General features: G+C 63.8%; 18 protein-coding genes and 6 pseudogenes. 20 read left to right on the top strand and 4 right to left on the bottom strand.

Translation table 11 applies throughout. The features are described 5' to 3' along the window. Position 1 precedes the first annotated feature (1 nt). The 6 genes and pseudogenes from OWR21_RS06585 to OWR21_RS06610 all read left to right on the top strand — a co-directional run bounded on the left by OWR21_RS06585 (position 2) and on the right by OWR21_RS06610 (position 5,455). Positions 2-355, top strand: coding sequence for a bleomycin resistance protein (locus OWR21_RS06585; protein ID WP_316900361.1), 354 nt, complete (start codon positions 2-4; stop codon positions 353-355). After that, a complete protein-coding gene (metH, locus tag OWR21_RS06590) occupies positions 352-3,090 on the top strand; it encodes a methionine synthase (protein WP_332394836.1) in 2,739 nt (912 codons plus the stop codon). Before OWR21_RS06585 ends, metH begins: the two co-directional genes overlap by 4 nt. A 241-nt stretch (positions 3,091-3,331) precedes the next feature. Continuing rightward, positions 3,332-3,757 (top strand): hypothetical protein, encoded by a 426-nt coding sequence (locus OWR21_RS06595; RefSeq protein WP_147213976.1) that lies wholly within the window; start codon positions 3,332-3,334, stop codon positions 3,755-3,757. 310 nt (positions 3,758-4,067) lie between these two features. After that, on the top strand, positions 4,068-4,700 hold the full coding sequence (locus OWR21_RS06600) for a response regulator (RefSeq protein ID WP_009277190.1): 633 nt from the start codon (positions 4,068-4,070) through the stop codon (positions 4,698-4,700). A gap of 102 nt (positions 4,701-4,802) precedes the next feature. Next, positions 4,803-5,242 (top strand): annotated as a pseudogene (locus OWR21_RS06605) (response regulator). A 72-nt stretch (positions 5,243-5,314) separates the two neighbouring features. After that, on the top strand, positions 5,315-5,455 hold the full coding sequence (locus tag OWR21_RS06610; protein WP_147213974.1) for an entericidin A/B family lipoprotein: 141 nt from the start codon (positions 5,315-5,317) through the stop codon (positions 5,453-5,455). An 83-nt stretch (positions 5,456-5,538) separates the two neighbouring features. Here the strand turns inward: OWR21_RS06610 and OWR21_RS06615 are convergent, their stop codons facing one another. After that, positions 5,539-6,981: a CHASE3 domain-containing protein gene (locus OWR21_RS06615; RefSeq protein ID WP_316874936.1), complete on the bottom strand. Its 1,443-nt coding sequence runs from the start codon at positions 6,979-6,981 to the stop codon at positions 5,539-5,541. Between the two features lie 220 nt (positions 6,982-7,201). Here OWR21_RS06615 and OWR21_RS06620 point away from each other — a divergent pair, with 220 nt between their 5' ends. From OWR21_RS06620 to OWR21_RS06630, 3 genes are all read left to right on the top strand, one after another. Then, on the top strand, positions 7,202-7,375 hold the full coding sequence (locus OWR21_RS06620; protein ID WP_004633727.1) for a DUF1328 family protein: 174 nt from the start codon (positions 7,202-7,204) through the stop codon (positions 7,373-7,375). Between the two features lie 143 nt (positions 7,376-7,518). Next, the gene (locus tag OWR21_RS06625; protein ID WP_147213972.1) at positions 7,519-7,947 is read left to right on the top strand and encodes a DUF883 family protein; all 429 of its coding nucleotides are present in this window, start codon (positions 7,519-7,521) and stop codon (positions 7,945-7,947) included. Between the two features lie 42 nt (positions 7,948-7,989). Next, the gene (locus OWR21_RS06630; RefSeq protein WP_332394828.1) at positions 7,990-8,547 is read left to right on the top strand and encodes a ferritin-like domain-containing protein; all 558 of its coding nucleotides are present in this window, start codon (positions 7,990-7,992) and stop codon (positions 8,545-8,547) included. Between the two features lie 127 nt (positions 8,548-8,674). Here OWR21_RS06630 and OWR21_RS06635 read toward each other — a convergent pair whose 3' ends face one another. Further along, the gene (locus OWR21_RS06635) at positions 8,675-8,998 is read right to left on the bottom strand and encodes a DUF1840 domain-containing protein (RefSeq protein ID WP_147213971.1); all 324 of its coding nucleotides are present in this window, start codon (positions 8,996-8,998) and stop codon (positions 8,675-8,677) included. A 175-nt stretch (positions 8,999-9,173) separates the two neighbouring features. Here OWR21_RS06635 and argS point away from each other — a divergent pair. The 5 genes and pseudogenes from argS to OWR21_RS06665 all read left to right on the top strand — a co-directional run bounded on the left by argS (position 9,174) and on the right by OWR21_RS06665 (position 14,298). Continuing rightward, a pseudogene (argS, locus tag OWR21_RS06640) lies at positions 9,174-10,960 on the top strand (arginine--tRNA ligase). Between the two features lie 58 nt (positions 10,961-11,018). Further along, on the top strand, positions 11,019-11,729 hold the full coding sequence (locus tag OWR21_RS06650; RefSeq protein WP_332394830.1) for an SPOR domain-containing protein: 711 nt from the start codon (positions 11,019-11,021) through the stop codon (positions 11,727-11,729). A gap of 160 nt (positions 11,730-11,889) precedes the next feature. Then, positions 11,890-12,545: pseudogene (locus OWR21_RS06655) on the top strand (thiol:disulfide interchange protein DsbA/DsbL). Between the two features lie 110 nt (positions 12,546-12,655). Continuing rightward, entirely contained in the window at positions 12,656-13,456 is an 801-nt protein-coding gene (locus tag OWR21_RS06660) for an SDR family oxidoreductase (RefSeq protein WP_332394831.1), read from the top strand. Further along, on the top strand, positions 13,453-14,298 hold the full coding sequence (locus OWR21_RS06665; RefSeq protein ID WP_332394832.1) for a helical backbone metal receptor: 846 nt from the start codon (positions 13,453-13,455) through the stop codon (positions 14,296-14,298). The genes OWR21_RS06660 and OWR21_RS06665 overlap by 4 nt, the downstream gene beginning before the upstream one ends. Before the next feature lie 67 nt (positions 14,299-14,365). Here the strand turns inward: OWR21_RS06665 and OWR21_RS06670 are convergent, their stop codons facing one another. Beyond that, a complete protein-coding gene (locus tag OWR21_RS06670; protein WP_147213966.1) occupies positions 14,366-14,752 on the bottom strand; it encodes an antibiotic biosynthesis monooxygenase family protein in 387 nt (128 codons plus the stop codon). A 34-nt stretch (positions 14,753-14,786) separates the two neighbouring features. After that, a pseudogene (locus OWR21_RS06675) lies at positions 14,787-15,865 on the bottom strand (MBL fold metallo-hydrolase). Positions 15,866-16,098: 233 nt separating this feature from the next. On the opposite strand from OWR21_RS06675, the gene OWR21_RS06680 reads away from it, so the two are divergent. From OWR21_RS06680 to OWR21_RS06705, 6 genes and pseudogenes are all read left to right on the top strand, one after another. Beyond that, positions 16,099-16,545 carry a MerR family transcriptional regulator gene (locus OWR21_RS06680; protein WP_332394837.1) on the top strand — a complete coding sequence of 149 codons (447 nt, stop codon included), beginning with the start codon at positions 16,099-16,101 and terminating at the stop codon, positions 16,543-16,545. Between the two features lie 173 nt (positions 16,546-16,718). After that, positions 16,719-17,900, top strand: coding sequence for an isovaleryl-CoA dehydrogenase (locus OWR21_RS06685; RefSeq protein ID WP_332394833.1), 1,182 nt, complete (start codon positions 16,719-16,721; stop codon positions 17,898-17,900). A gap of 157 nt (positions 17,901-18,057) precedes the next feature. Next, positions 18,058-19,881 (top strand): annotated as a pseudogene (gene aceK, locus OWR21_RS06690) (bifunctional isocitrate dehydrogenase kinase/phosphatase); the annotation flags it as partial. Positions 19,882-19,915: 34 nt separating this feature from the next. After that, positions 19,916-20,596, top strand: a complete 681-nt coding sequence (gene can, locus OWR21_RS06695) for a carbonate dehydratase (protein WP_147213962.1) — start codon at positions 19,916-19,918, stop codon at positions 20,594-20,596. 668 nt (positions 20,597-21,264) lie between these two features. Then, positions 21,265-22,445: pseudogene (locus OWR21_RS06700) on the top strand (acetyl-CoA C-acetyltransferase). Between the two features lie 9 nt (positions 22,446-22,454). Continuing rightward, positions 22,455-22,972: SDR family oxidoreductase (locus OWR21_RS06705; protein WP_332394834.1), on the top strand; the 518-nt coding region annotated here is incomplete at its 3' end.

The raw sequence follows: 22,972 nt of genomic DNA on the forward strand, positions 1-22,972 counted from the left end.
CATGAACGCGCGCATCGACAGTACGATCCCGGTGCTGGCCTCGCTGGACCTGCAGGAATCGGCCCGCTTCTACACGGAGCGGCTCGGCTTCACGCAGGAACTGATCGCCGACGACTACCTGATCGTCAGCCGCGATGGCGCCGAAATCCATTTCTGGCTGTGCGACGACCGCCGCATTGCCGAGCACACCTCGTGCTACCTGCGTGTGCCGAGCACGCAGGCCCTGTTTGAAGAATTCACCGCGCGCGGGCTGGAGCTCGCGCCGCCGGCGGTGCGTCCGTGGCGCATGAAAGAGCTCTACGTGATCGACCCGCACGGCAACCTGCTGAAGCTCGGCGAATACGCCGCCGCCTGACCGAACCCCGCACCATCATGACCGACCACCCCATGCGCCTTTCCGGCCTCGAGCCGTTCAACATCGGCGAGAGCACGCTGTTCGTCAACGTCGGCGAGCGCACCAACGTCACCGGGTCCAAGGCGTTTGCGCGCATGATCCTGAACAGCCAGTTCGACGAGGCCCTGGCCGTGGCACGCCAGCAGGTCGAAAACGGCGCGCAGGTCATCGACATCAACATGGACGAGGCGATGCTCGATTCGAAGGCGGCGATGGTGCGCTTCCTGAATCTGATCGCCTCGGAGCCCGACATCGCGCGCGTGCCGATCATGATCGACTCGTCCAAGTGGGACGTGATCGAGGCGGGCCTGAAGTGCGTGCAGGGCAAGGCGATCGTCAACTCGATTTCGCTCAAGGAAGGCGAAGAACAGTTCGCGCACCACGCCAAGCTCATCAAGCGCTACGGCGCGGCCGCCGTGGTGATGGCCTTTGATGAGCAGGGCCAGGCCGACACATACGCGCGCAAGACCGAGATCTGCAAGCGCAGCTACGACTTCCTGGTCAACAAGGTCGGCTTCCCGCCGGAAGACATCATCTTCGACCCGAACATCTTTGCGGTCGCCACCGGGATCGAAGAACACAACAACTATGCGGTGGACTTCATCGAAGCCACGCGCTGGATCAAGCAGAACCTGCCGTACGCGAAGGTGAGCGGCGGCGTGTCGAACGTGTCGTTCTCGTTCCGCGGCAACGACGTGGTGCGCGAGGCGATCCACACCGTGTTCCTGTACTACGCGATTCAGGCGGGCATGGACATGGGCATCGTCAACGCGGGCCAGTTGGGCGTATACGAGAACCTCGACCCCGAACTGCGCGACCGGGTGGAAGACGTGGTGCTCAACCGCCGCCCGGATGCAACCGACCGCCTGCTGGAAATTGCAGACCGCTACAAGGGCGGTGGTACCAAGCGCGAAGAAAACCTCGCCTGGCGCCAGGAGCCCGTGGAAAAGCGGCTGGCCCACGCGCTCGTGCACGGCATCACCGACTACGTGGTCGAAGACACCGAAGAAGTCCGGCAGAAGATCTTTGCCGCCGGCGGCCGTCCGATCCAGGTCATCGAAGGCCCGCTGATGGACGGCATGAACATCGTGGGCGACCTCTTCGGCGCCGGCAAGATGTTCCTGCCGCAGGTGGTGAAATCCGCCCGCGTGATGAAGCAGGCGGTGGCGCACCTGATTCCGTTCATCGAAGAAGAAAAGCGCCAGATTGCGGCGGCGGGCGGCGACGTGCGCTCGCGCGGCAAGATCGTCATCGCCACGGTCAAGGGCGATGTGCACGACATCGGCAAGAACATCGTCACCGTCGTGCTCCAGTGCAACAACTTCGAAGTCGTGAACATGGGCGTGATGGTTCCGTGCAACGACATCCTGGCCAAGGCGAAGGTGGAAGGCGCGGACATCATCGGCCTGTCGGGCCTGATTACGCCGTCGCTCGAAGAGATGGCCTACGTGGCGTCGGAAATGCAGCGCGACGAATACTTCCGCGTGAAGAAGATCCCGCTGCTGATCGGTGGCGCGACGACGAGCCGCGTGCATACCGCCGTGAAGATCGCCCCGAATTACGAAGGGCCGGTGGTCTACGTGCCGGACGCTTCCCGCTCGGTGAGCGTGGCATCGAGCCTGCTGTCCGACGAAGGCGCCGCACGCTACGTCGAAGAACTGCACGCCGACTACGATCGCATCCGCACGCAGCACGCCAACAAGAAAGCCACGCCGATGGTGTCGCTGGCCGCCGCGCGCGCCAACAAGACGAAGATCGACTGGAGCAACTACACGCCGCCCAAGCCGAAGTTCATCGGCCGCCGCGTGTTCCGCAACTACGACCTGAACGAACTCGCGCAATACATCGATTGGGGCCCGTTCTTCCAGACGTGGGACCTCGCCGGCAAATTTCCGGACATCCTCAACGACGAGATCGTCGGCGAATCGGCCCGTAAGGTGTTCTCCGACGGCAAAAGCATGCTCGCGCGCCTGATCGCCGGGCGCTGGCTCACGGCCAACGGCGTGATCGCGCTGCTGCCGGCCAATACCGTCAACGACGACGACATCGAGATCTACACCGACGAATCGCGCTCGGAAGTCGCGCTCACCTGGCGCAACATCCGCCAGCAGAGCGAACGCCCGATCATTGACGGCGTGATGCGTCCGAACCGCTGCCTGGCCGATTTCATCGCCCCCAAGAGCACCGGCATTGCCGACTACATCGGCCTGTTTGCCGTCACGGGCGGCATCGGGGTGGAAAAGCGCGAGAAGCAGTTCGAAGCCGACAACGACGACTACAGCGCGATCATGCTCAAGGCGCTGGCCGACCGCTTTGCCGAAGCCTTTGCCGAATGCCTGCACGCCCGCGTACGGCGCGACCTGTGGGGCTATGCCCCAGAAGAAACGCTCGACAACGACGCGCTCATCCGCGAAGAGTACAAAGGCATTCGCCCCGCGCCCGGCTATCCGGCCTGCCCGGAGCACACCGTCAAGCGCGACATGTTCCGCGTGCTCGACGCGCAGGAGATCGGCATGGGCCTGACCGAGGCGCTGGCGATGACGCCGGCCGCGTCGGTCTCGGGCTTCTACCTGTCGCATCCGGACAGCACGTACTTCACGCTGGGCAAGATCGGGCAGGATCAGGTGGATGACATGATCGCCCGCAGCGGCGAAGACCGCGCCTTTGTAGAGCGCGCCCTCGCACCGAATCTCTGATTCTGTGACAAGACGTTTAAGACATGGTGTGATCCACACTGTGTCTTACGTCCGCAAACCCTTGCCCGCATTGGCTTTGTCGACGTTTCAAGAGGGGCGTGCCTTACATTACAAAGGCTTACACCCCCTAACAGTCGTAACCGGAAGGGCTCCATAGACTGAACCCATTCACTCAACACACACAGAGTGATGCCGCGACGAATCCCTCGCGTGGCCGTTCAGAACGAAAGGAGTCTCTTCCATGAACAAGCTGCTGATCTCCCTGTCCGCCATCGCCATCGCTGCTGCTTCGGCTTACGCCAACGCGCAAACCCCGTCGGCCGGCGCATCGCTGCAAACCAACGGCACGGCTGCCGTGGCCCCAGCGCAAGGCAATGCCGGCGCAGGCCTGAAGGCCGATGCGAAGTCGGACGGCGGCGCCAAACTGGACACCGAGCCCGCCAAGAGCCAACTGAACACCAAGGCCGAGCACGGCGCCAAGGCGGCGCACGAGCGCAAGGCCAAGACGCAAGCCGGCGTCGACAAGACCGCAGACAAGGTCGGCAAGTCGGTCAGCAAGACGGAAAAGTCCGCAGAGAAGTCGGGCAAGGCTGCCCAGGCTGATACGGGCGCGGGCCTGAGCGCCGACGCCGGCGCAAACGCCGCCGCGACTACCCAGACGAAGTAACACGTCACTGCGCAGAACTGCCGGCCCCGTCCGGCAATCCTGGCTACCCTCTGGGGCGGAACTCTTCCGCCCCATTTTCTTTGGCCGCACGCGCCCAGGCACGCCGATTGCTCATTGGGAGGCATCGACATGTTGCGATTCATGCACATTCCCGAGGTCTCTTATGGAAACGCAGACAACTTCCCCTGAACACGCTGGCACGAGGAGCCCCGGTTTGGCGCAACAGTCCGATACAATTGCTGTCGTATCGAACCAACAAGCGCAGCGCGCGGCGTCGGATAGACCGCCCAGCGCGCTCATAAGGAGCAGCATGATTCGCGTCCTGATTGCGGACGACCACGAGATCGTCCGTGCCGGCCTTCGGCAGTTCCTGTCCGAAGAGCGGGACATCGAAGTCGCGGGGGAAGCGGCCAGCGGGGAAGAGGTGATGGAGCAACTCCGCACCGGCGCCTTCGACGTCGTGGTGCTCGACATTTCCATGCCCGATCGCAACGGCATCGACACGCTCAAGCTGGCCCGCCAGCGCCATCCCGATCTGCCGGTGCTGATCCTGTCGACCTTCCCGGAAGACCAGTACGCCATCAACCTGATCCGCGCAGGCGCATCGGGCTACCTGACCAAGGAAAGTGCGCCGGACGAGCTGGTCAAGGCCATTCGCACCGTGTCGCAAGGCCGTCGCTATGTCAGCCCGACCGTGGCTGAGCTGCTGATTGGCGGCCTGGAAAAGCCGACCGATCAGCCGCTGCACCAGACCCTGTCGAAGCGTGAATTCCAGATCTTCTGCAAGCTGGCACGCGGACAATCGGTATCGATCATCGCGGAAGAATTGTTCCTGAGCGTCAAGACGGTCAGCACGTACCGCACGCGGATTCTGGAAAAGATGGGCATGAAATCCAATGCCGATCTGACGTATTACGCCATCAAGAACGGCCTGGTCGAGTAGCCGCCGGTGGAGCGCCAAAACCCCTCGGCGCGCCGCAAACCCAACTGGCATGTAGGACAACGCCTGATACCACCTCGGCAACCCGCTGGCTAACATCAACCCATGCTGGATCAAGCCGTCACCCTCTCCGCCCGTGGCCTGCGTGTCCTCCTGATCGAGGACTCCCCCGTGCTTCGCGGCATGGTGCTGGAATACCTCAAGGCGTCCGCCTTCGTGGCGACGGTCGAATGGGCAGACACCGAAGATCTGGCGCTCGGCCTACTGGGGCAGGGCAACTACGACGTCGTGATCGTCGACCTGCAATTGCGGCAGGGCAATGGCTTCAAGGTCCTCCAAACGTTGCGCGATCAAGCGTCGCCCAGCGTGCGTATCGTCTACACCAATCACGCGCAAGTGCCGACTTACCGGCAGCGCTGCTTTGAAGCCGGTGCCAACTACTTCTTCGACAAATCGCTCGAGCTCGACAAGGTGTTCGAGGTGATCGAAGAACGCGCCGGCGTCGGCCGCCCCGCCAGCAGCCCGCGCAGCGTTTCCACCCCTGAGATTCTTCGCGCGCGCTGCATCTGCCGTCGCGCCGCGCGCTCAACGCCATTTCTCACCCCAAGGAGCGTTCGATGAAGACCTTGTGTGCCGCACTTGCACTGACGTGTATGTTCCTGGCTGGCTGCAACACCATGGCCGGCGCCGGCAAGGACATCCAGACCGGCGGTCAGAAGCTGGAAAATTCCGCCGACAACGCCAAGCAGAAGATGTGACGCCTCCACCGGCCACATCGCCTAAACAAAAAGCCCCATCGCGGGGCTTTTTTTGTTTGGGCGATGCCATCACGCCCGGTGGCTTACACCGTCGCGCCCCCGTGGCCCGGGGCGGGCGCAATGCCGCCGGTCAGCGCCTGCATGCCCGATGGTTCGTTCGCGGCAGCGCGGTCGAACACGGCATCGCTGGGCGGCAGCTCGACGATGATCGTCACGCCCCCGCCGGGCATGGAGTCGATGACCAGCGTCCCGCCCAGCGCAATGGCGCGCTGCTCCATCCCCAACAGGCCGTGATGGCCGACCATGCGGCGCCGCTCGATGTCGGCAGGGAAGCCGCGGCCGTTGTCTCGCACGCGCAGGCGCACGCCCTCTTCACTCACATCCAGCGCCACCGACACCGTGGTCGCGTGCGCGTACTTCGATGCGTTGGTCAGCGATTCCTGCACGATGCGATACAGCGCGATGGCCGCATCGTCAGTCAGCTTGGGCATGTCGTCGGGCAGGCTCACTTCCGTATGCCAGCCGTTGCGCGTGCCGACATCCTCGGTCAATTGGGAGAGCGCTTCCACCAAGCCCAGGTTCAGCAGAATCGTCGGGCGCAGGTCTTCGATCAGGCGGCGCTTGATCTGGATGCCCTGATCAACGTGGGCCATCACGCGCGTGATCTTTTCGCTCACGGCCGGCTCACTGGCGTGAATGCGCGAGCGCAGCCAGTGCAGATCCATCTTGGTGGCGGTGAGGATGGCGCCCAGCTCGTCGTGCAGCTCGCGCGCCAAGCGCGTCTTCTCGTCTTCAGTCACGCGCTGCAAGTGAGCGGCAAGGTCGCTCAACTGCCGCGTGCGCTCACGCACCATGCGGTCGAGCTTCTGGCTTTCTTCTTCTGCCATGTCGCGCTCACGCTCCGTCACGGCAAGACGCTTGGCGTGCTGCATGCCCAGCACCACCAGCAAGATGATGTTGACCGCCGTGATGAGCGCAATGCCGTAGCGCGAGAGCGCCAGATCGCGCTCGGCGTGTTCCAGGCTGCGGGCCACGGTGGCAATCTCACGCTGACGCAGGCGATCCAGCCCCTGCCGCACCGCTTCCATCGACGCCTTGCCGAAATCGGTGCGCACGAGATCGAGCGCCACTTCCAGGTCACGCTTGCCGTAGATCAGCGTGAGCTCCATCTCGGTGAGCTTGCGGCTGACCTGCAGCGCCGTCTCGGAGAACAGCTTGAGCGCGTCCGGATCGTTGGCGTAGTGATCGCGAATTTCTGCCATCAACGCGTGGATGTGCGGGATGGCCTTGTTGTACGGATCGAGGTATTCGTCCTTGCCCGTGAGCAGGAAACCGCGCTGGCCGGCCTCGGCGTTCACCAGCTCGGCAAGCAGCTCGTTGATGGCGGTTTCAGCCTGCTGCGACTGAATCACCTGCCGATAGCCCTGGCTCAGGCGGATGTTGCCCGTCTCCGAGGCAATCAGCACCCCGAGCGTCAGCAGAATGCCGCCGGCGAGCAGCAGAGTGGAGCGCAAGGATGACCGCATGGCATGCAGACCCATAGGAAACGCGTCAAACCGCCCGACGCGGCGCGCGTTGCGTTTGTGTTTTTTGGCAATTCGGATGATACCGCGTGGGCGCCCCGCGCGACACTTGGGGCGCACCCGGGCCAGGCACGCGATGTGCGTGGGAGTACGCGACAGGGCGTCGGCCTCACCCCATGCGCCGCCCCCTGCATTCCGATCCATCCGAACCGGAGACGACAACATGCTGAAATGGGCACTCATCTTCGCCATCATTTCCCTGGTGGCCGGCGTGCTGGGCTTTACCGGCATTGCCGCAGGCGCGGCGAGTATCGCCAAGGTCCTGTTCTTCATCTTCGTGGTGCTGTTCGTGCTGTTTCTGGTACTGGGCGTCACGGTCTTCAAGGCCGTCGATTAGCGCGGACCCTTCGTGCGAAAGCGCGGCCCGTGTCTTGCTAAGTGGTTTTGCATGCGGCCCGCTTTCGCACGAGCCGAAATCGCACCCGAACCAACCGCGCCGCCGGCGTGTCTTTCCGCGGCGCCACGATGAGGAGCTTCACCATGTCACTCTTTGCCAGCCACCGCGTCCGAAGCCGAATTGACGACGTCAATGATCGCGCGCACCGCGCCATGAACAGCGCCAGCGACGCCGTCGACCACGCCCGCTACGCCGCTCGCCCCGCCGTGGAGGACGTGCAGAGCTTGTTGCGCTCGCTCGAAAACGCCATCCACACACTGACCGACGAAGGCAGCACCGAAGCCAACCGCGCCAGCCGCACACTGCACGCTCGCGCGGAGCAACTGCGCCGGGCCGCCAACGACCGTGCTCATCAAGCCCGCGAACGCATGGATTGGGCACTCGATCGCACCGAAGAAACCATCACGGGCGCACCGTTCAAGTCAGTGGGGGTTGCGGTGGCGATCGGCGCGGCGATCGGGCTGGTAGTAGCACTGGCAGGCGGCAGCAGCCGACGCGACGCCAGCGAATAAGCCCTTTCACGCCCACGCCAATCACCCCGCAGGAGCATTCATATGAGCCGGACCAACGTCGCCACACCCTCGGAAAGCAGCTTCCTCACCGACATCAAAACGTTGCGCGAACGTGCCCGCAAGCACATCGAAGAAGGTGCGGTGACCGAAGACTACAAAGCCGACCGGGAGACCGTGCTGCGGCTGCTGAACGAGGCGCTGGCCACGGAGCTGATCTGCGTGCTGCGCTACAGGCGCCACCACTTCATGGCCAAAGGCATCAACGCAGAGCCGATCGCCGCAGAATTCCTGGTGCACGCCAACGAGGAACAGGCGCACGCCGACAGCATTGCCACGCGCATCGTGCAACTGGGCGGCGAGCCCAACTTCAACCCGGAGGGCCTGTCGACGCGCAGCCATTCCGAATACGTGGAAGCCGACGGCCTGGTCGACATGATCAAGGAAAACCTGGTGGCCGAGCGGATCGCGATCGACAGCTATCTGGAGATGATCCGCTACATCGGGGACCGAGACCCCACCACGCGGCGCGTGCTGGAACAGATTCTGGCCGTGGAGGAAGAACACGCGGACGAGCTGTCCGACATGCTCCACGACCAATAATGCGAATGCAGTAAGACGAGATACCGGCCAACGCGCCAGCCCCCTCCCCCGCTCCCGGCCCACTGTGGCCGGATGCCCGGACCGCCCCGTTTGGCGGCCGGGCATTTTTTTGGCCGGCGTCCGGGGGTCAGACGCCCCAGAGCACGTTGGACTGCTCGACCAGCGATTCTTCCAGCATGTGCAGCAGCGGATAAGCCCGCTGACCGAGGTGCGGCGGCTCTTCCTCGCCGTTTTCGTCCAGCTCGGAGGCCGACAGCTCTGCCACCTTGATATGTGCCTGGTGGGTGTCGTCTTTGATGGCGCGCTTGAGGCGGTCGATGGCGTGGGGCATTTCTTCGGGCGTGATGACACCGCGCTCGCCCAGCGTCTTGCCGATCACGCCCAGCAGCACCATGGCGAGATCCTTCTGCATCGAGAATTTTTGCGAAGCGTGCGAAGTAAAGGTGATCATGATTTCTTATTTCCCTTGGTTGGGTTGGGGCCGCGGATTGCCATGACTGGGGGCGGATACCTCTGAGACCGCGGCTCACCTGATAAAATTTCGTACTTTTCCCCGAACAACGCAACTGGCGGCGCCAGGACTGGATTTCAATCCATTTCAGCACTGCCGGCGTCATGGTTTCTTTATGCTGCCCTCCCACAAACAGACGATCGCCCAATTGTTGTCCGACGCCGTCGGCTCCCTGCTGCCCGAGGGCCAAGCCCGACCGGAGATCGTCCTGGAGCGCCCCAAGCAGGCCGCGCACGGCGACATCGCCTGCAACGTCGCGCTGCAGCTTGCCAAGCCGCTGGGCACCAACCCGCGCGAACTGGCCGGCAAGATCGCCGATGCCATCCGCGCCGATGCGCGCGGCCAGCGCCTCGTGGCCGCGGTGGAAATCGCCGGCCCCGGTTTCATCAACCTGCGCCTGTCGGCCGCCGCGCGCGCCGACGTGATCGCCGCCGTGTTTGCAGAAGGCGACCGTTACGGCGCCGCCAACACGCATGACGGCGCGCCGGTGCTGGTGGAGTTCGTCTCGGCCAATCCGACCGGCCCGCTGCACGTCGGCCACGGCCGCCAGGCCGCACTGGGCGATGCGCTGGCAAGCCTGCTCGACTGGCAGGGTCACAAGGTCCACCGCGAGTTCTATTACAACGACGCCGGCGTGCAGATCCAGAACCTAGCCGTCTCCGTCCAGGCCCGCGCGCGCGGCTTCAAACCGGGCGACGCCAACTGGCCCGAGGCCGCCTACAACGGCGACTACATTGCCGACATCGCCGCCGATTACCTCGCCGGCAAGACCGTACGCGCCTCCGATGGTGAACCCGTGACGGGCGAGCGCGATGTCGAGAACCTCGAAGCCATCCGCCGCTTTGCCGTGACGTATCTGCGTAACGAGCAGGACATCGACCTGCAGGCCTTCGGCGTGAAGTTCGACCGCTACTACCTGGAATCGTCGCTCTACACCGAAGGCAAGGTGCAGCAGACGGTGGACGCGCTCATTGCCGCCGGCAAGACGTACGAGCAGGAAGGCGCGCTGTGGCTGCGCACCACCGACGACGGCGACGACAAGGACCGCGTCATGCGCAAGTCCGACGGCGCCTACACCTACTTCGTGCCCGACGTTGCGTACCACACGACCAAGTGGGGCCGCGGCTTCAAGCAGGTCATCAACGTGCAGGGCAGCGACCACCACGGCACCATCGCGCGTGCGCGCCGGCCTGCAGGGCTTGAACATCGGCATCCCGAAGGGCTACCCCGATTACGTCCTGCACAAGATGGTCACGGTGATGAAGGACGGCGCCGAGGTGAAGATCTCCAAGCGCGCCGGCTCCTACGTGACGGTGCGCGACCTGATCGAATGGTCCAACGGCGATGCGGAATCCGAAGCCGGCGTCGACACCATCCGCGCCTGCGTGGAAGCCGGCGAGCCGAACTGGCCGGCGCGCTTCACGCGTGGCCGCGACGCCGTGCGCTTCTTCCTGCTGTCGCGCAAGGCCGATACCGAATTCGTCTTCGACGTCGATCTGGCGCTCAAGCAAAGCGACGAAAACCCGGTGTACTACGTGCAGTACGCCCACGCGCGCATCTGCTCGGTGTTCGAGCGCGCCGGGGTTGACCCAGCCTCGCTCACCACCGCTGATCTCGCTGCCGTGTCGGGCCCCGATGTCAGCCCGCAGGCGACGGCGCTGGTGCAACGCCTGGCCGCATTCCCCGACATGCTGGCCGACGCCGCGCGAACTGGCCCTGCACGCCGTGGCCTTCTACCTGCGCGACCTCGCGGGCGATTTCCACGCGTTCTACAACGCCGATCGCGTGCTGGTCGACGACGAGGCCGTCAAGCGTGCCCGTCTGGCGTTGCTGGCCGCCACGCGGCAGGTGCTGCGCAACGGGTTGGCGGTGATCGGCGTGTCCGCGCCGCAAAAGATGTAAACGCGCACGATTTGGCATCACGGCGCTCTTATAATCGGGCGCTTCTAGAAGGATCGACATGGCACGCAATACGCAATCTTCCCGTGCCCGCTCGCAACGGGGCGGCACGTTTCTGGGTCTGGTGCTGGGCTTGATCGTCGGTTTGGCGATCGCCGTGGTGGTTGCGGTGTACATCACCAAGGCGCCGGTACCCTTCGTGTCGCGTGGCGGCGCGCAGCCCAAGCCGAGCGAAGCGGGCAACGTGGTCAACACGCTGCCGACGCCGGTGCAGCCTGCGCCGCAAGCCAGCGCCCCGCAGGCAGCAGACCCGAACGCACCGTTGTGGAGCCGCGTGCCGGCCAAGCCGGTCGATCAGGCCCCGGATCAGAACAATCCGCCGCCGGGCATCACCATCCATCCGGCCCAGCCGGGCTCGGCTCCGCAGGTCGCAAGCGCGCCCGCCGCCAAGCCGCCCAAGCCGCCGGTCACCGCCTCCAACGAGAAGCCGGTAACGGACCCGATTGCCGAAATCGCCCGCCAGGATGCCGCCAAGACGGGCTATTTCCTGCAAGTTGGCGCTTACAAATCGTCCGAAGACGCCGAGCGCCAGAAGGGCAATCTGGCCATGCAAGGCTTCGAAGCCAAGGTGACGCAGCGTGAGGTGAACGGCACCACGATGTATCGCGTGCGCCTCGGGCCGTTCAATTCGCTGGATGAGATGACCGCCGTGCGCAGCCGCCTGCAATCGACGGGCGTGGAATCGTCGGTCATTCGCTTCGCTCGCCAGTAACGTCAAGTCATGCAGCCCGCTGTGAACCCGGCGGGCTGTGATCGGTCAGAAACCTGAGTCTCAGTGACGCTGACAGCGGCGTCTGTCGGTTCTGCGCTGGATTCCGCTGGTTTTTCCGTCGCTTCGTCCAGTTCGTCGTCTAATTCGTCGTCCATTCACCATGAAAAAACTCGCTGCTTTCCTGATCGCCCTCGCCACCGGCGCCGGCTTCCTGATGACCGCGCCGGCCAACGCCGCGCCCACCGCCGGCAAGGAATACAAAGTGCTGCAAACGCCGCAGCCCGTGCCCGCAGGCAAGATCGAAGTGACGGAGTTCTTCTGGTACGGCTGCCCGCACTGCTACGACTTTGAAAACACCTGGACGGCGTGGGTCGCCAAGCAAGGCAAGGACGTCGTGATCAAGCGCGTGCCGGTGGCCTTCAATGCCAAGCTGGAGCCGCACACCCGCATCTATTACACGCTGGAAGCGCTCGGCAAGCTCGACGCCAAGGATGCCAGCGGCAAGACGCTGCATGACCGCGTGTTCGACCAACTGCACAAGAACTACCGCTCGATGTCCGAACTCGATGACATTGCGAAGTTCATGGCCGCCAACGGCGTCGACGAAAGCAGTTCCGCGACACCTACAACTCGTTCAGTGTGAACGCCAATACCAAACGCGCCGCGCAACTGGCTGATCAGTACAAGATCGAAGGTGTGCCGACCGTCGTTGTGCAGGGCAAGTACACCACCTCGCCCGCAGATGCTGGCAGCAACGTCGGTGCCGCCCAGACGCTGGACTACCTCGTCGACCAGGTGCGCAACCGCAAGATGTGACGGGTTGCCGCGTTTCCGGGCATCCGCCCGGGCGTGACACCGCCATCGACGCCCGCCCCTGTGCGGGCGTTTTTGTGCGTCGGCCTTCTGCACACCAACAGGACATCGACATGAGCGAGACCGTCTTCATCACCGGCGCTTCCAGCGGCATCGGCCAAGCCTTGGCACGTCAATACGCAGCGCAGGGCGCCACGATCGGGCTGGTCGCGCGGCGAGTTGAAGTGCTCCACGAGTTTGTCCAGACGCTGCCGGCCGGCATCCAGAGCCGCTGCCATTGCTACGCCGCCGACGTGCGCAACGCCGAATCGATGCGCGACGTGGCCAGCGCATTCATTGCCAAGGTCGGTGTGCCCGATGTGGTGATCGCCAACGCCGGCATCTCGGTCGGCACGGACTTGCGTGAACCGGGCGACCTGAAAGCCTTTGCAGCGGTGATGGACACCAACTGGATGGGCGTGCTCAACACGTTCCAGCCGTTCGTCACGCCGATGCTGGCACGTGCGAACCCGGGGCGGCCCGGCGGCACGCTGGTCGGCATTGCCAGCGTGGCGGGCGTGCGCGGCTTGCCCGGTGCGGCGGCCTACAGCGCCTCCAAATCGGCGGTCATCAAACTGATGGAGAGCCTGCGCGTGGAGTTCCGCCCGCTTGGCCTGCGCGTCGTGACGATCGCCCCCGGCTACATCCGCACGCCGATGACCGAACACAACCCGTATCCGATGCCCTTTCTGATGCCGGTGGACCGCTTCGCGCAGAAAGCCGTGAATGCGATCCGTCGCGGCGTGCGCTTCACGGTGCTGCCATGGCAAATGGGCGTCGTTGCCAAGCTGCTGCACGTGCTGCCGCGCGGGCTCTATGACTTTGCGTTTGCGCGCGCCGGGCGCAAACCCCGCAACCCTGAGATTTCGTCATGACTTACACCGATGCGGCTGGGTTTGCCCACGCCCCCGTCGACACCGCACCGCGCATTGCCAGCCTGGTGCCTTCGATTACCGATCTGCTGTTCTCGCTTGATCTGGGCCATCAGCTCGTCGCCCGCACCGGCTTCTGCATCCACCCGCGCGAAGCGGTGCGCAACGTGCCGAAGGTAGGCGGCACCAAGACCGTCAAACTCGACAAGCTCCGCGAGCTGGCCCCCACGCACGTGATCGTCAACATTGACGAGAACACGCGCTCGACCGTCGACAAGCTGCGCGAATTCATCCCGCACATCATCGTCACGCATCCTTGCTCGCCGGAAGACAATCTCGCGCTGTACCAGCTGCTGGGCGGCATCTTTCGCCGCGAAGCGCAGGCGCAAAAGTTGTCGGATGCGCTGACGCAGGAGCTGGAGGCGCTGCGCGGCCGCCACTTCCTGCCGCATCGCGTGCTGTACGCCATCTGGCAAGACCCGTGGATGACGGTGTCGCGCGACACGTACATCTCCCGCATGCTCAAGCTCGTCAACTGCCACACCTGGCCCGACGATCCGACGCCCGTGCAATGCGGCACCGACAAGAGTGGCGATTGCGCCCGCCCCAACCGGCCCGACACGCGCTACCTGACGTTCCGCTGGAGCGATGATGTCGTGCGCAACATCGACTGCGTGCTGCTCTCCACCGAGCCTTACAGCTTTACCGACGAGCATGTCGACGCGCTGGAAAAGCAGATCGGCAAGCCCGTCTATCTCGTCGATGGCGAGATGGTGTCGTGGTACGGCAGCCGCGCGATCGACGGCGTGCGGTACCTGGGGCAATTTGCGAAGACGCTGCGTTAGATCTTCCAGCGGTGCGCACAAAAAGAACCCGCCAATTGGCGGGTTTTTTGTCGGTCGGAGCGATGCGTTATCGCACAAATCCATAGTCGTACTCCACCTTGGCAATGCGCAGGTGGTACGACGCATACCACTGCTCGCGCCCTAGCTTCTGCGCGGCAAGGTGGTCGCTCTGGTTCTTCCACTCGCGAATGGCCTCCAGCGACGACCAATACGAGACGGTGATGCCCGGCCGCCCCTGGTCGCCGGCCAGCTCATCGCGCACGGATTCGATGCCGAGAAAGCCTGGCATGCTGCGGGCCAGTTCCACCATGCGGTCGGCCATGGCGCCGTAGCCGTTGTCGCCGTCGGTGCGGGTGGAGGCGAAGATCACGGCGTAATACGGCGCAGTCGGCGTTTGCGCGGGAAACGGTAGGACGACGGCGCTGTCGTCGAGAACGTCATGCTGGTCAGCCATGGTCGGCTCCGGTGAATGGCGGCAGTTGTGCAGCTTACGTTGCTGCGTGGAATCGAACGATACCGTCAGCGCCGGTTTCGCGCACCAGTTCACCGCGATGCCACAGCGCGTGCAGGTGGGCGAGCGCCTCGCCCATCGCAAAGGTCATCTGGTGCACGTCAAACTGGCGCTTGAAGATGACGTTGACGATGTCGCGGGCCGATTGCGGCGCGGCCTTGCATGCGGCCAACGTTTCGGCCAGCCGGTCGGCATGGTGGTCCCGCAGTTGCTGGATGCGCGTATGCAACCCGCGGAAGGGCCGCCCGTGCGACGGCAGGATCAGCACGTCCGCCGGCAGCGGCTCGTACTTGCCGAGCGAATCGAGATACAGCGTGAGCGAATCGGCTTCAGGCTCCAGATCGAACACGCTCACGTTGGTGGAGATGCGCGGCAGGACCATGTCGCCGGAAATCAGCACGTTGGCATCTTCACTGTAGAGCGCGACGTGCTCGGGCGCATGGCCGAAGCCGGTAATGACACGCCACTGGTGCTGGCCGATGGCGACGACGTTGCCGTCCATCAGGCGGCGGTACTGGCTGGGTACGCCCGGTACGAGCGTGCTGTAGTAATCCTTGCGATTGCGGATGCCTTCGATGGAGGCCGGGTCCGTCAAGCCGTGGCGCTCGAAATGGCGCGCGGCAAATTCGCCGCCGGCGTTCGACGCGCCGGTGCCGCCCACCAGCATGCGCGCGAAGGCGTAGTCGCCCAGGCTCATCCACAGGCGCACGTTCCAGCGTTTTTCGTCGCCGCCTTCGCACAGCCAGTTCGACAGGCCGACATGATCCGGATGGCAGTGCGGACGAGCACGCGCAGCACCGGCAGGCCATCGAGGTGGTTCGCGAAGATCGTTTCCCAGTACCCGCGAATTGCTTCGTGGTTGATGCCGCAATCGACGATCGTCCAGCCGTCCTGCCCGTCCTGCCGATCGCGCAGCAGCCAGAGATTGATGTGATCGAGCGCAAACGGCAGCGGCATGCGCAGCCAGTACACGCCAGGGGCGACTTCAAACCGCGTGCCGCCTTCGGGAAGCGTGTCGCCAAAGGGATAGTCGAGTTGGTGTTCGAGCGCGTTCATGTGGATGGGGTCTCGGTCGCCGCCTTTGGGGGCTTCGGGCGGTCTCTGCGATTGCGGTTTGGCGCCATTGACGCTAACGTAAACGTCAATTCGCCGCCGGTCATCCATCTTAAGCGAAAACTTAATGTCGCTGGCCAGCGTGCATGTGTCATCACACCTCTGTCGTTACTCCGCTCCCGCCGTATGCCTGTCTCCACTCCGTCTGCCGCCGCCGCGCTTGCCGCCGATCTTGAATCGGGGATGCCGGCGCACTTGCCGACGCAAGCTTCACCATCACCGATCTTGCACGCGAGTTCGACATCACGCCGCGCGCCATCCGCTTCTATGAGGATCAGGGCCTGCTCGCTCCGGACCGCCAAGGGCCGGGCGGACGTCGACGGGTGTATTCGGCCGGCGAGCGCACGCGCCTGAAGCTGACCTTGCGCGGCAAGCGACTCGGCCTGTCGCTCGGCGAGATCAAGGAGATTCTTGATCTGTACGAATCGCCGCGCGATACGGTGCCGCAGCTGGAGCGCTTCCTGGCCTCGCTGGCGCAGCACCGCGCGGTGCTCACGCAGCAGCTAGAAGACCTGAACGCGCAACTGGCCGAGATCGACCAGCACGAACGCCAGTGCCGCCAGCTGCTGGAGGACGCGCAGGCCGGCACGGGCAAGCCGCCCAAGCGACGCAAGGCCGCCTGATCCGCAAATCTACGTAATCGCCAGTCATTGACGTTTACGTAAACGTCAATACAATACGCAACACCTCGCAATACCCTCCCGGCACCGGTGCGCCCGCCACAAGCGGCGCACCGCACAGCGCCTGACCACTTACCCGAGACACCGCGGCTTGAACCGCGCCCAAGGAGACCACCATGATTGATCTGCCCGGCCTGAAATTCGACTTGGGCGAAGACATCGAGATGCTGCGTTCGGCCGTGCGCGATTGGGCGCAGGGCGAGCTGGCACCGCGTGCCGGCGAAATCGACCGCACCGATCAGTTCCCGATGGATGCGTGGCGCAAGATGGGCGAGTTGGGCGTGCTGGGCATCACGGTGGCCGAGGAGTACGGCGGCGCCAACATGGGCTACCTGGCGCACATGATCGCCATGGAAGAAATCAGTCGCGCATCGGCGTCGGTGGGCCTGTCGTATGGCGCGCACTCGAACCTGTGCGTGAACCAGATCCACCGCAACGGCACGGCGGCTCAGAAGGCCAAATACCTGCCCAAGCTGGTTTCCGGCGAATGGGTGGGCGCGCTGGCAATGAGCGAGCCGAATGCCGGGTCGGACGTCGTCAGCATGAAGCTGCGCGCAGAGCTGAAAGGCGACCGCTACGTGCTCAACGGCACCAAGATGTGGATCACCAATGGCCCCGACTGCGACGTGCTCGTCGTCTACGCCAAGACCGAGCCCGAACTGGGCGCGCGCGGCATGACGGCGTTCATCGTCGAGAAGGGCATGAAGGGTTTCTCGGTGGCGCAGAAGCTGGACAAGCTCGGCATGCGCGGCTCGCACACGGGCGAGCTGGTATTCGAGAACGTGGAAGTGCCGGTAGAAAACGTCCTCGGCCAGGAAAACGGCGGCACGAAGGTGCTGATGAGCGGCCTGGACTACGAGCGCGCGGTGCTCTCCGGCGGCCCAATCGGCATCATGCAGGCCTGCATGGACGTGGTCACGCCGTACATCCACGACCGCAAGCAGTTCGGCCAGAGCATCGGCGAATTCCAGCTCATCCAGGGCAAGATGGCCGACATGTACACCACGCTGCAGGCGTGCCGTGCGTACCTCTACACGGTCGGCAAGAACCTCGACTCGCTGGGCCGCGACCACGTGCGCCAGGTCCGCAAGGACTGCGCCGGCGTGATCCTCTACACCGCCGAAAAGGCCACCTGGATGGCCGGCGAAGCCATCCAGATTCTGGGCGGCAACGGCTACATCAACGAATTTCCGGTCGGCCGGCTGTGGCGCGACGCCAAGCTGTACGAAATCGGCGCCGGCACGTCGGAAATCCGCCGCATGCTGATCGGCCGGGAGCTGTACGCAGAGACGATGTAACAGGGCGGAGCAGGCCGGCTGGCGGCACGGGGCCATCAGCCAAACGGATAAGGAGGCGCAACGGTTTCAGGACACGAACACAGCACCGAAGACCCTACAATCTAGGTCTGCCTGGTTTGCTGGTTTTGCCGCTTCCTGCCCTCCCCGCGTACACGCCATGTCCCACTTCCCCAAGCTCCTCTCGTCGCAGATCGCTTTTGACGTCGCCCGCACGATGCTCGACGGCTTCGACAAGCACTACCGCTTGTTCCGCGAGGTGAGCGTACAGGCCAAGACTGCGTTCGAGACCGGGGACTGGGCCGGCCTGCAGCAACTGCAGCGCGACCGCATTGCGTACTACGACGAGCGCGTGCGTGAAGCCTCCGTCATCCTGGAAGACGAATACGACGCCGAGAACATCGACGACGAGATCTGGCGTCAGATCAAGCTGCACTACATCGGCCTGCTGACCAACCATCACCAGCCGGAACTGGCCGAGACCTTCTTCAACTCGGTGTGCACGCGCATCCTGCACCGTTCGTACTTCAACAACGATTTCATCTTCGTGCGCCCGGCCATCTCGACGGAATACATCGAGAACGAAGAGTCGCCCACCAAGCCGACGTATCGCGCGTACTACCCCGGCACACGCGACGGCCTGGGCGCCTGCTTCGAGCGCATCGTCCACAACTTCCAGCTCAACGCGCCGTTTGAAGACCTGGAGCGCGACATCGGCTACGTCGTGCGCGCGGTGGGCGAGCACTTCGGCGATTTCCGCATCGCGCCGAATTTCCAGATCCACGTGCTGTCGTCGCTGTTCTTCCGCAACAAGGCGGCGTACATCATCGGGCGCGTGATCAACGGCGACAAGACGTTCCCGCTGGCCGTGCCGATCCTGCGCAATGCCGCGGGCCAGCTTTCTCTCGACACGGTGCTGCTGCGGCAAGAACAACTGCTGATCCTGTTCTCGTTCACGCACTCGTATTTCATGGTGGACATGGAGATTCCGTCTGCCTACGTGACCTTCCTGCGTGACCTGATGCCGCGCAAGCCGCGCGCCGAGATCTACACCTCGCTGGGTCTGCAAAAGCAGGGCAAGAACCTTTTCTATCGGGACTTCCTGCATCACCTGCAGCATTCGTCCGACAAGTTCATCATCGCGCCGGGCATCCGGGGCCTCGTGATGCTGGTGTTCACGCTGCCGTCGTATCCGTACGTGTTCAAGGTCATCAAGGACTACTTTCCGCCGCCCAAGGAAACCACGCGCGAGCAGATCAAGAGCAAGTACCAGCTTGTGAAGCGCCACGACCGCGTGGGGCGCATGGCCGATACGCTCGAGTATTCCGACGTGGCGTTCCCGCTCTCGCGCTTTGATGACGACCTCATCAAGGAGCTGGAGAAGCATGCGCCGTCGATGGTCGAATACCAGCGCAGCGATGACGGCGGCGAAGAGATCGTCATCCGCCACGTCTACATCGAGCGCCGCATGACGCCGCTGAACATCTGGCTGCACGAAGGCACCGATGCGCAGGTCGAGCACGGCATCATTGAATACGGCAACGCCATCAAGGAACTCATCGCCGCGAACATCTTCCCGGGCGACATGCTGTACAAGAACTTTGGCGTGACGCGCCACGGCCGCGTGGTCTTCTACGACTACGACGAGATCGAATACCTCACCGACTGCAACATCCGCACCGTGCCCGAACCGCGTACGGAAGAAGAAGAAATGTCCGGCGAGGTCTGGTACAGCGTCGGCCCGCACGACATTTTTCCGGAGACGTACCGCACGTTCCTGCTGGGCGACCCGCGCGTGCGCGAAGCCTTCCTCAAACACCACGCAGACTTCTTCGAAGCCTCCATGTGGCAGGGGTACAAGGAGCGCCTGCTCTCCGGTCAGATGCACGATTTCTACGCGTATGACGCAGCGGAACGCTTCGTCAATCGCTACGGGCGAGCGCGCCCGACAATGCCGCGCAAGACAACACGACGCAGCAGCGCGCCGCCGCTTAACTCTCTCAACACGACGGGAAACCATGCCACATCGCATCAAGGAACTCTTCGAAAACAACCGGAAGTGGGTCGAGCGCGTCAACGCCGAAGACCCGGCTTTCTTCTCCAACCTGGCCAACCAGCAGAACCCCGAGTACCTGTGGATCGGCTGCTCGGATTCGCGCGTGCCTGCCAACCAGATCATCGGTCTGCCGCCGGGCGAAGTGTTCGTCCATCGCAACATCGCCAACGTGGTGGTGCACTCGGATCTGAACTGCCTGTCGGTGCTGCAGTTTGCGGTGGAAGTGCTGAAGATCCGGCACATCACGGTGGTGGGCCACTACGGCTGCTCGGGCGTGAAGGCTGCACTGACCAAGCAGCGCTTCGGGCTGGCTGACAACTGGATCCGCCACGTGCGTGACGTGGCCGAGCAGCACGAAACGTATCTCGGCACAGTGGTCCGTGAGCAGGATCAGCATGATCGGCTGTGCGAGCTCAACGTGATTCACCAAGTCAACAACGTGTGCCTGACGACGATCGTGCAAGACGCGTGGGATCGCGGGCAACCGCTGACCGTTCATGGCTGGATTTACGGCGTGAAGGACGGGATGCTGCGCAATCTGGGGATGGCGGCGAGTTCCAACGAGGAACTGCATGCTCAGTTGGCTGAGGCTTGGCTGAATTATGGGAAGGAAGGGAGTACGCCTAGTCCGGTGGGGTTCTGATTTCTTTTGTTTGGGATGGGTTGTTTTGTTGTTGGTCCATCCCTTGTTTCATCCCCTGCCGGGCTGACTCACTTTTCTTTGTCTTGCCAAAGAAAAGTAAGCAAAAGAAAGGCGCGCCCGAGATGGCGAAAGATTCCTTGAATTTATGTCGCAGAGAGGGGAAGGGAAAAACTCGCTGCGCTCAGACAGTTTCCCTTCCTTTTTCCTCTCTGCAACATAAATTCAAGGCGCCATCTAGGGCAAGAACGTCAACGGCCAAACCATCGGCCACGAGTGCAGTAGGAATCGGCAGCACAACGCGAAGCAGAGCGAGCAGCAACAGCAACAAACAAGAGCCAGCTAGGTCAGCGCACAGATTGTGTGGCCGTACCCTGCCCTAGATGGCGCCTTGAATTTGTGTAAGCGGGCGGAAGAAAGAACGGGAACTGTCTGAGCGAAGCGAGTTTTCCCGTTCTCCGCCCGGTTACACAAATTCAAGGAAGGGGTCGCCATCTCGGGCGCGCCTTTGCTTACTTTCTTTGGCAAGACAAAGAAAGTGAGTCGGCCCCGGCAGGGGACGAAACGGAGATGGACCAACAAGGCCCACCCACCCAACAAGCAAGAGACACACAACCCCTGCACCAAAAGTGCAGAACATGTCCCAAGCACAGTTCCAGGAGATTGCAGCAATGTCCGACCGCATCGTCATCGCCTCCGCAGCCCGCACACCGATGGGCGCCTTCCAGGGCGAACTCGCCAGCCTCACCGCTCCGCAACTCGGCGCCGCTGCCATTCGCGCGGCGGTCGAACGTGCGGGCTTGAAACCGGAACAGATCGAAGAAGTCATCATGGGCTGCGTGCTGCCTGCGGGCCAGGGGCAGGCACCGGCACGCCAGGCCGCACTGGGGGCGGGCCTGCCGCTGTCGGTCGGCTGCACGACGGTCAACAAGATGTGCGGTTCGGGCATGCGCGCGGCCATGAACGCGTATGACGCGCTGCTCGCGGGCTCGGTCGACGTGGTGGTCGCGGGCGGCATGGAAAGCATGACGAATGCGCCGTACCTGATCCCGAAAGGCCGCGGCGGCTATCGTATCGGCCACGGCATGATCTACGACCACATGATGCTCGACGGCCTGGAAGACGCTTATGACAAGGGCCGCGCTATGGCACCTTCGGTGAGGATTGCGCCGAGAAATACGGCTTCACGCGTGAAGCCCAGGACCACTTCGCGATGACGTCCGTGCGGCGCGCGCAGGAAGCGACCGAATCCGGCGCGTTCCGCTGGGAGATCACGCCCGTCACCGTGTCGAGCAAAGCCGGCGACACCGTCATCGACACCGATGAAGGCCCGCGCCGCATCAAGGTCGACAAGATCCCGTCGCTCAAGCCCGCCTTCAAGAAGGACGGCACGGTCACGGCCGCGTCGTCGTCGTCGATCAACGATGGCGCGGCTGCGCTGGTCATGATGCGCGAGTCGACTGCCAAGCAGCTCGGCATCACGCCGCTGGCGGTGATGCTCGGCCACACCACGCACGCGCAAGCGCCGGGCTGGTTCACCACGGCGCCGGTCACGGCCATCGACAAGCTCTTCAAGAAGCTCGACTGGAACTCAGGCAACGTCGACCTGTTCGAGATCAACGAGGCGTTTGCCGTGGTGCCGATGGCCGCGATGCACGACCTGCACATCCCGCACGAGAAGGTGAACGTGAACGGCGGCGCGTGCGCGCTGGGCCATCCGATCGGCGCATCGGGCGCGCGCGTGATCGCGACGCTGCTGGGCGCCCTGCGACACCGCGGCGGCAAGCGCGGCGTAGCGAGCCTGTGCATCGGCGGCGGCGAGGCCACGGCCGTGGGCATCGAACTCTACTAAGGCACGCGCATGACGAACGCAGCATCGCGCCGCACGCGCACCGCGCTCATCCTGGGCGCGTCGCGCGGCATCGGCCTGGAGACCGTCAAGCAGTACCGCGCGGACGGCTGGCGCGTGATCGCCACCGTGCGCACGCAGGAAGCCGCGCAGGCGCTGCAAGCATTGGGCGCGGAAACACACGTGCTAGACCTGACCGACGCAAATGCCGTGGCCGGCCTTGCGTGGAAGCTCGACGGCGAAGCGCTGGACGTGGCGATCTACGTGGCGGGCATCTACGGCCCGCGCACGCAGGGCGCCACGCCCGTCAGCCAAGCCGACTTCGATGCGGTGATGCACACCAACGTGTGGGCGCCGATGGGCGTGCTGCCCGCCGTGCTGCCGATGGTGGAAGCCGGACGCAATGGTGCGGACGAGCCTGGCGGCGTGCTCGCCGTCATCTCCAGCCGCATGGGCAGCATCGGCGACATGGCGGGCAACGGCGGCTGGCTGTATCGCGCCAGCAAGGCGGCGGTGAATGCCGTGCTGCG

It is taken from the genome of Ralstonia sp. 1B3, assembly GCF_036631435.1.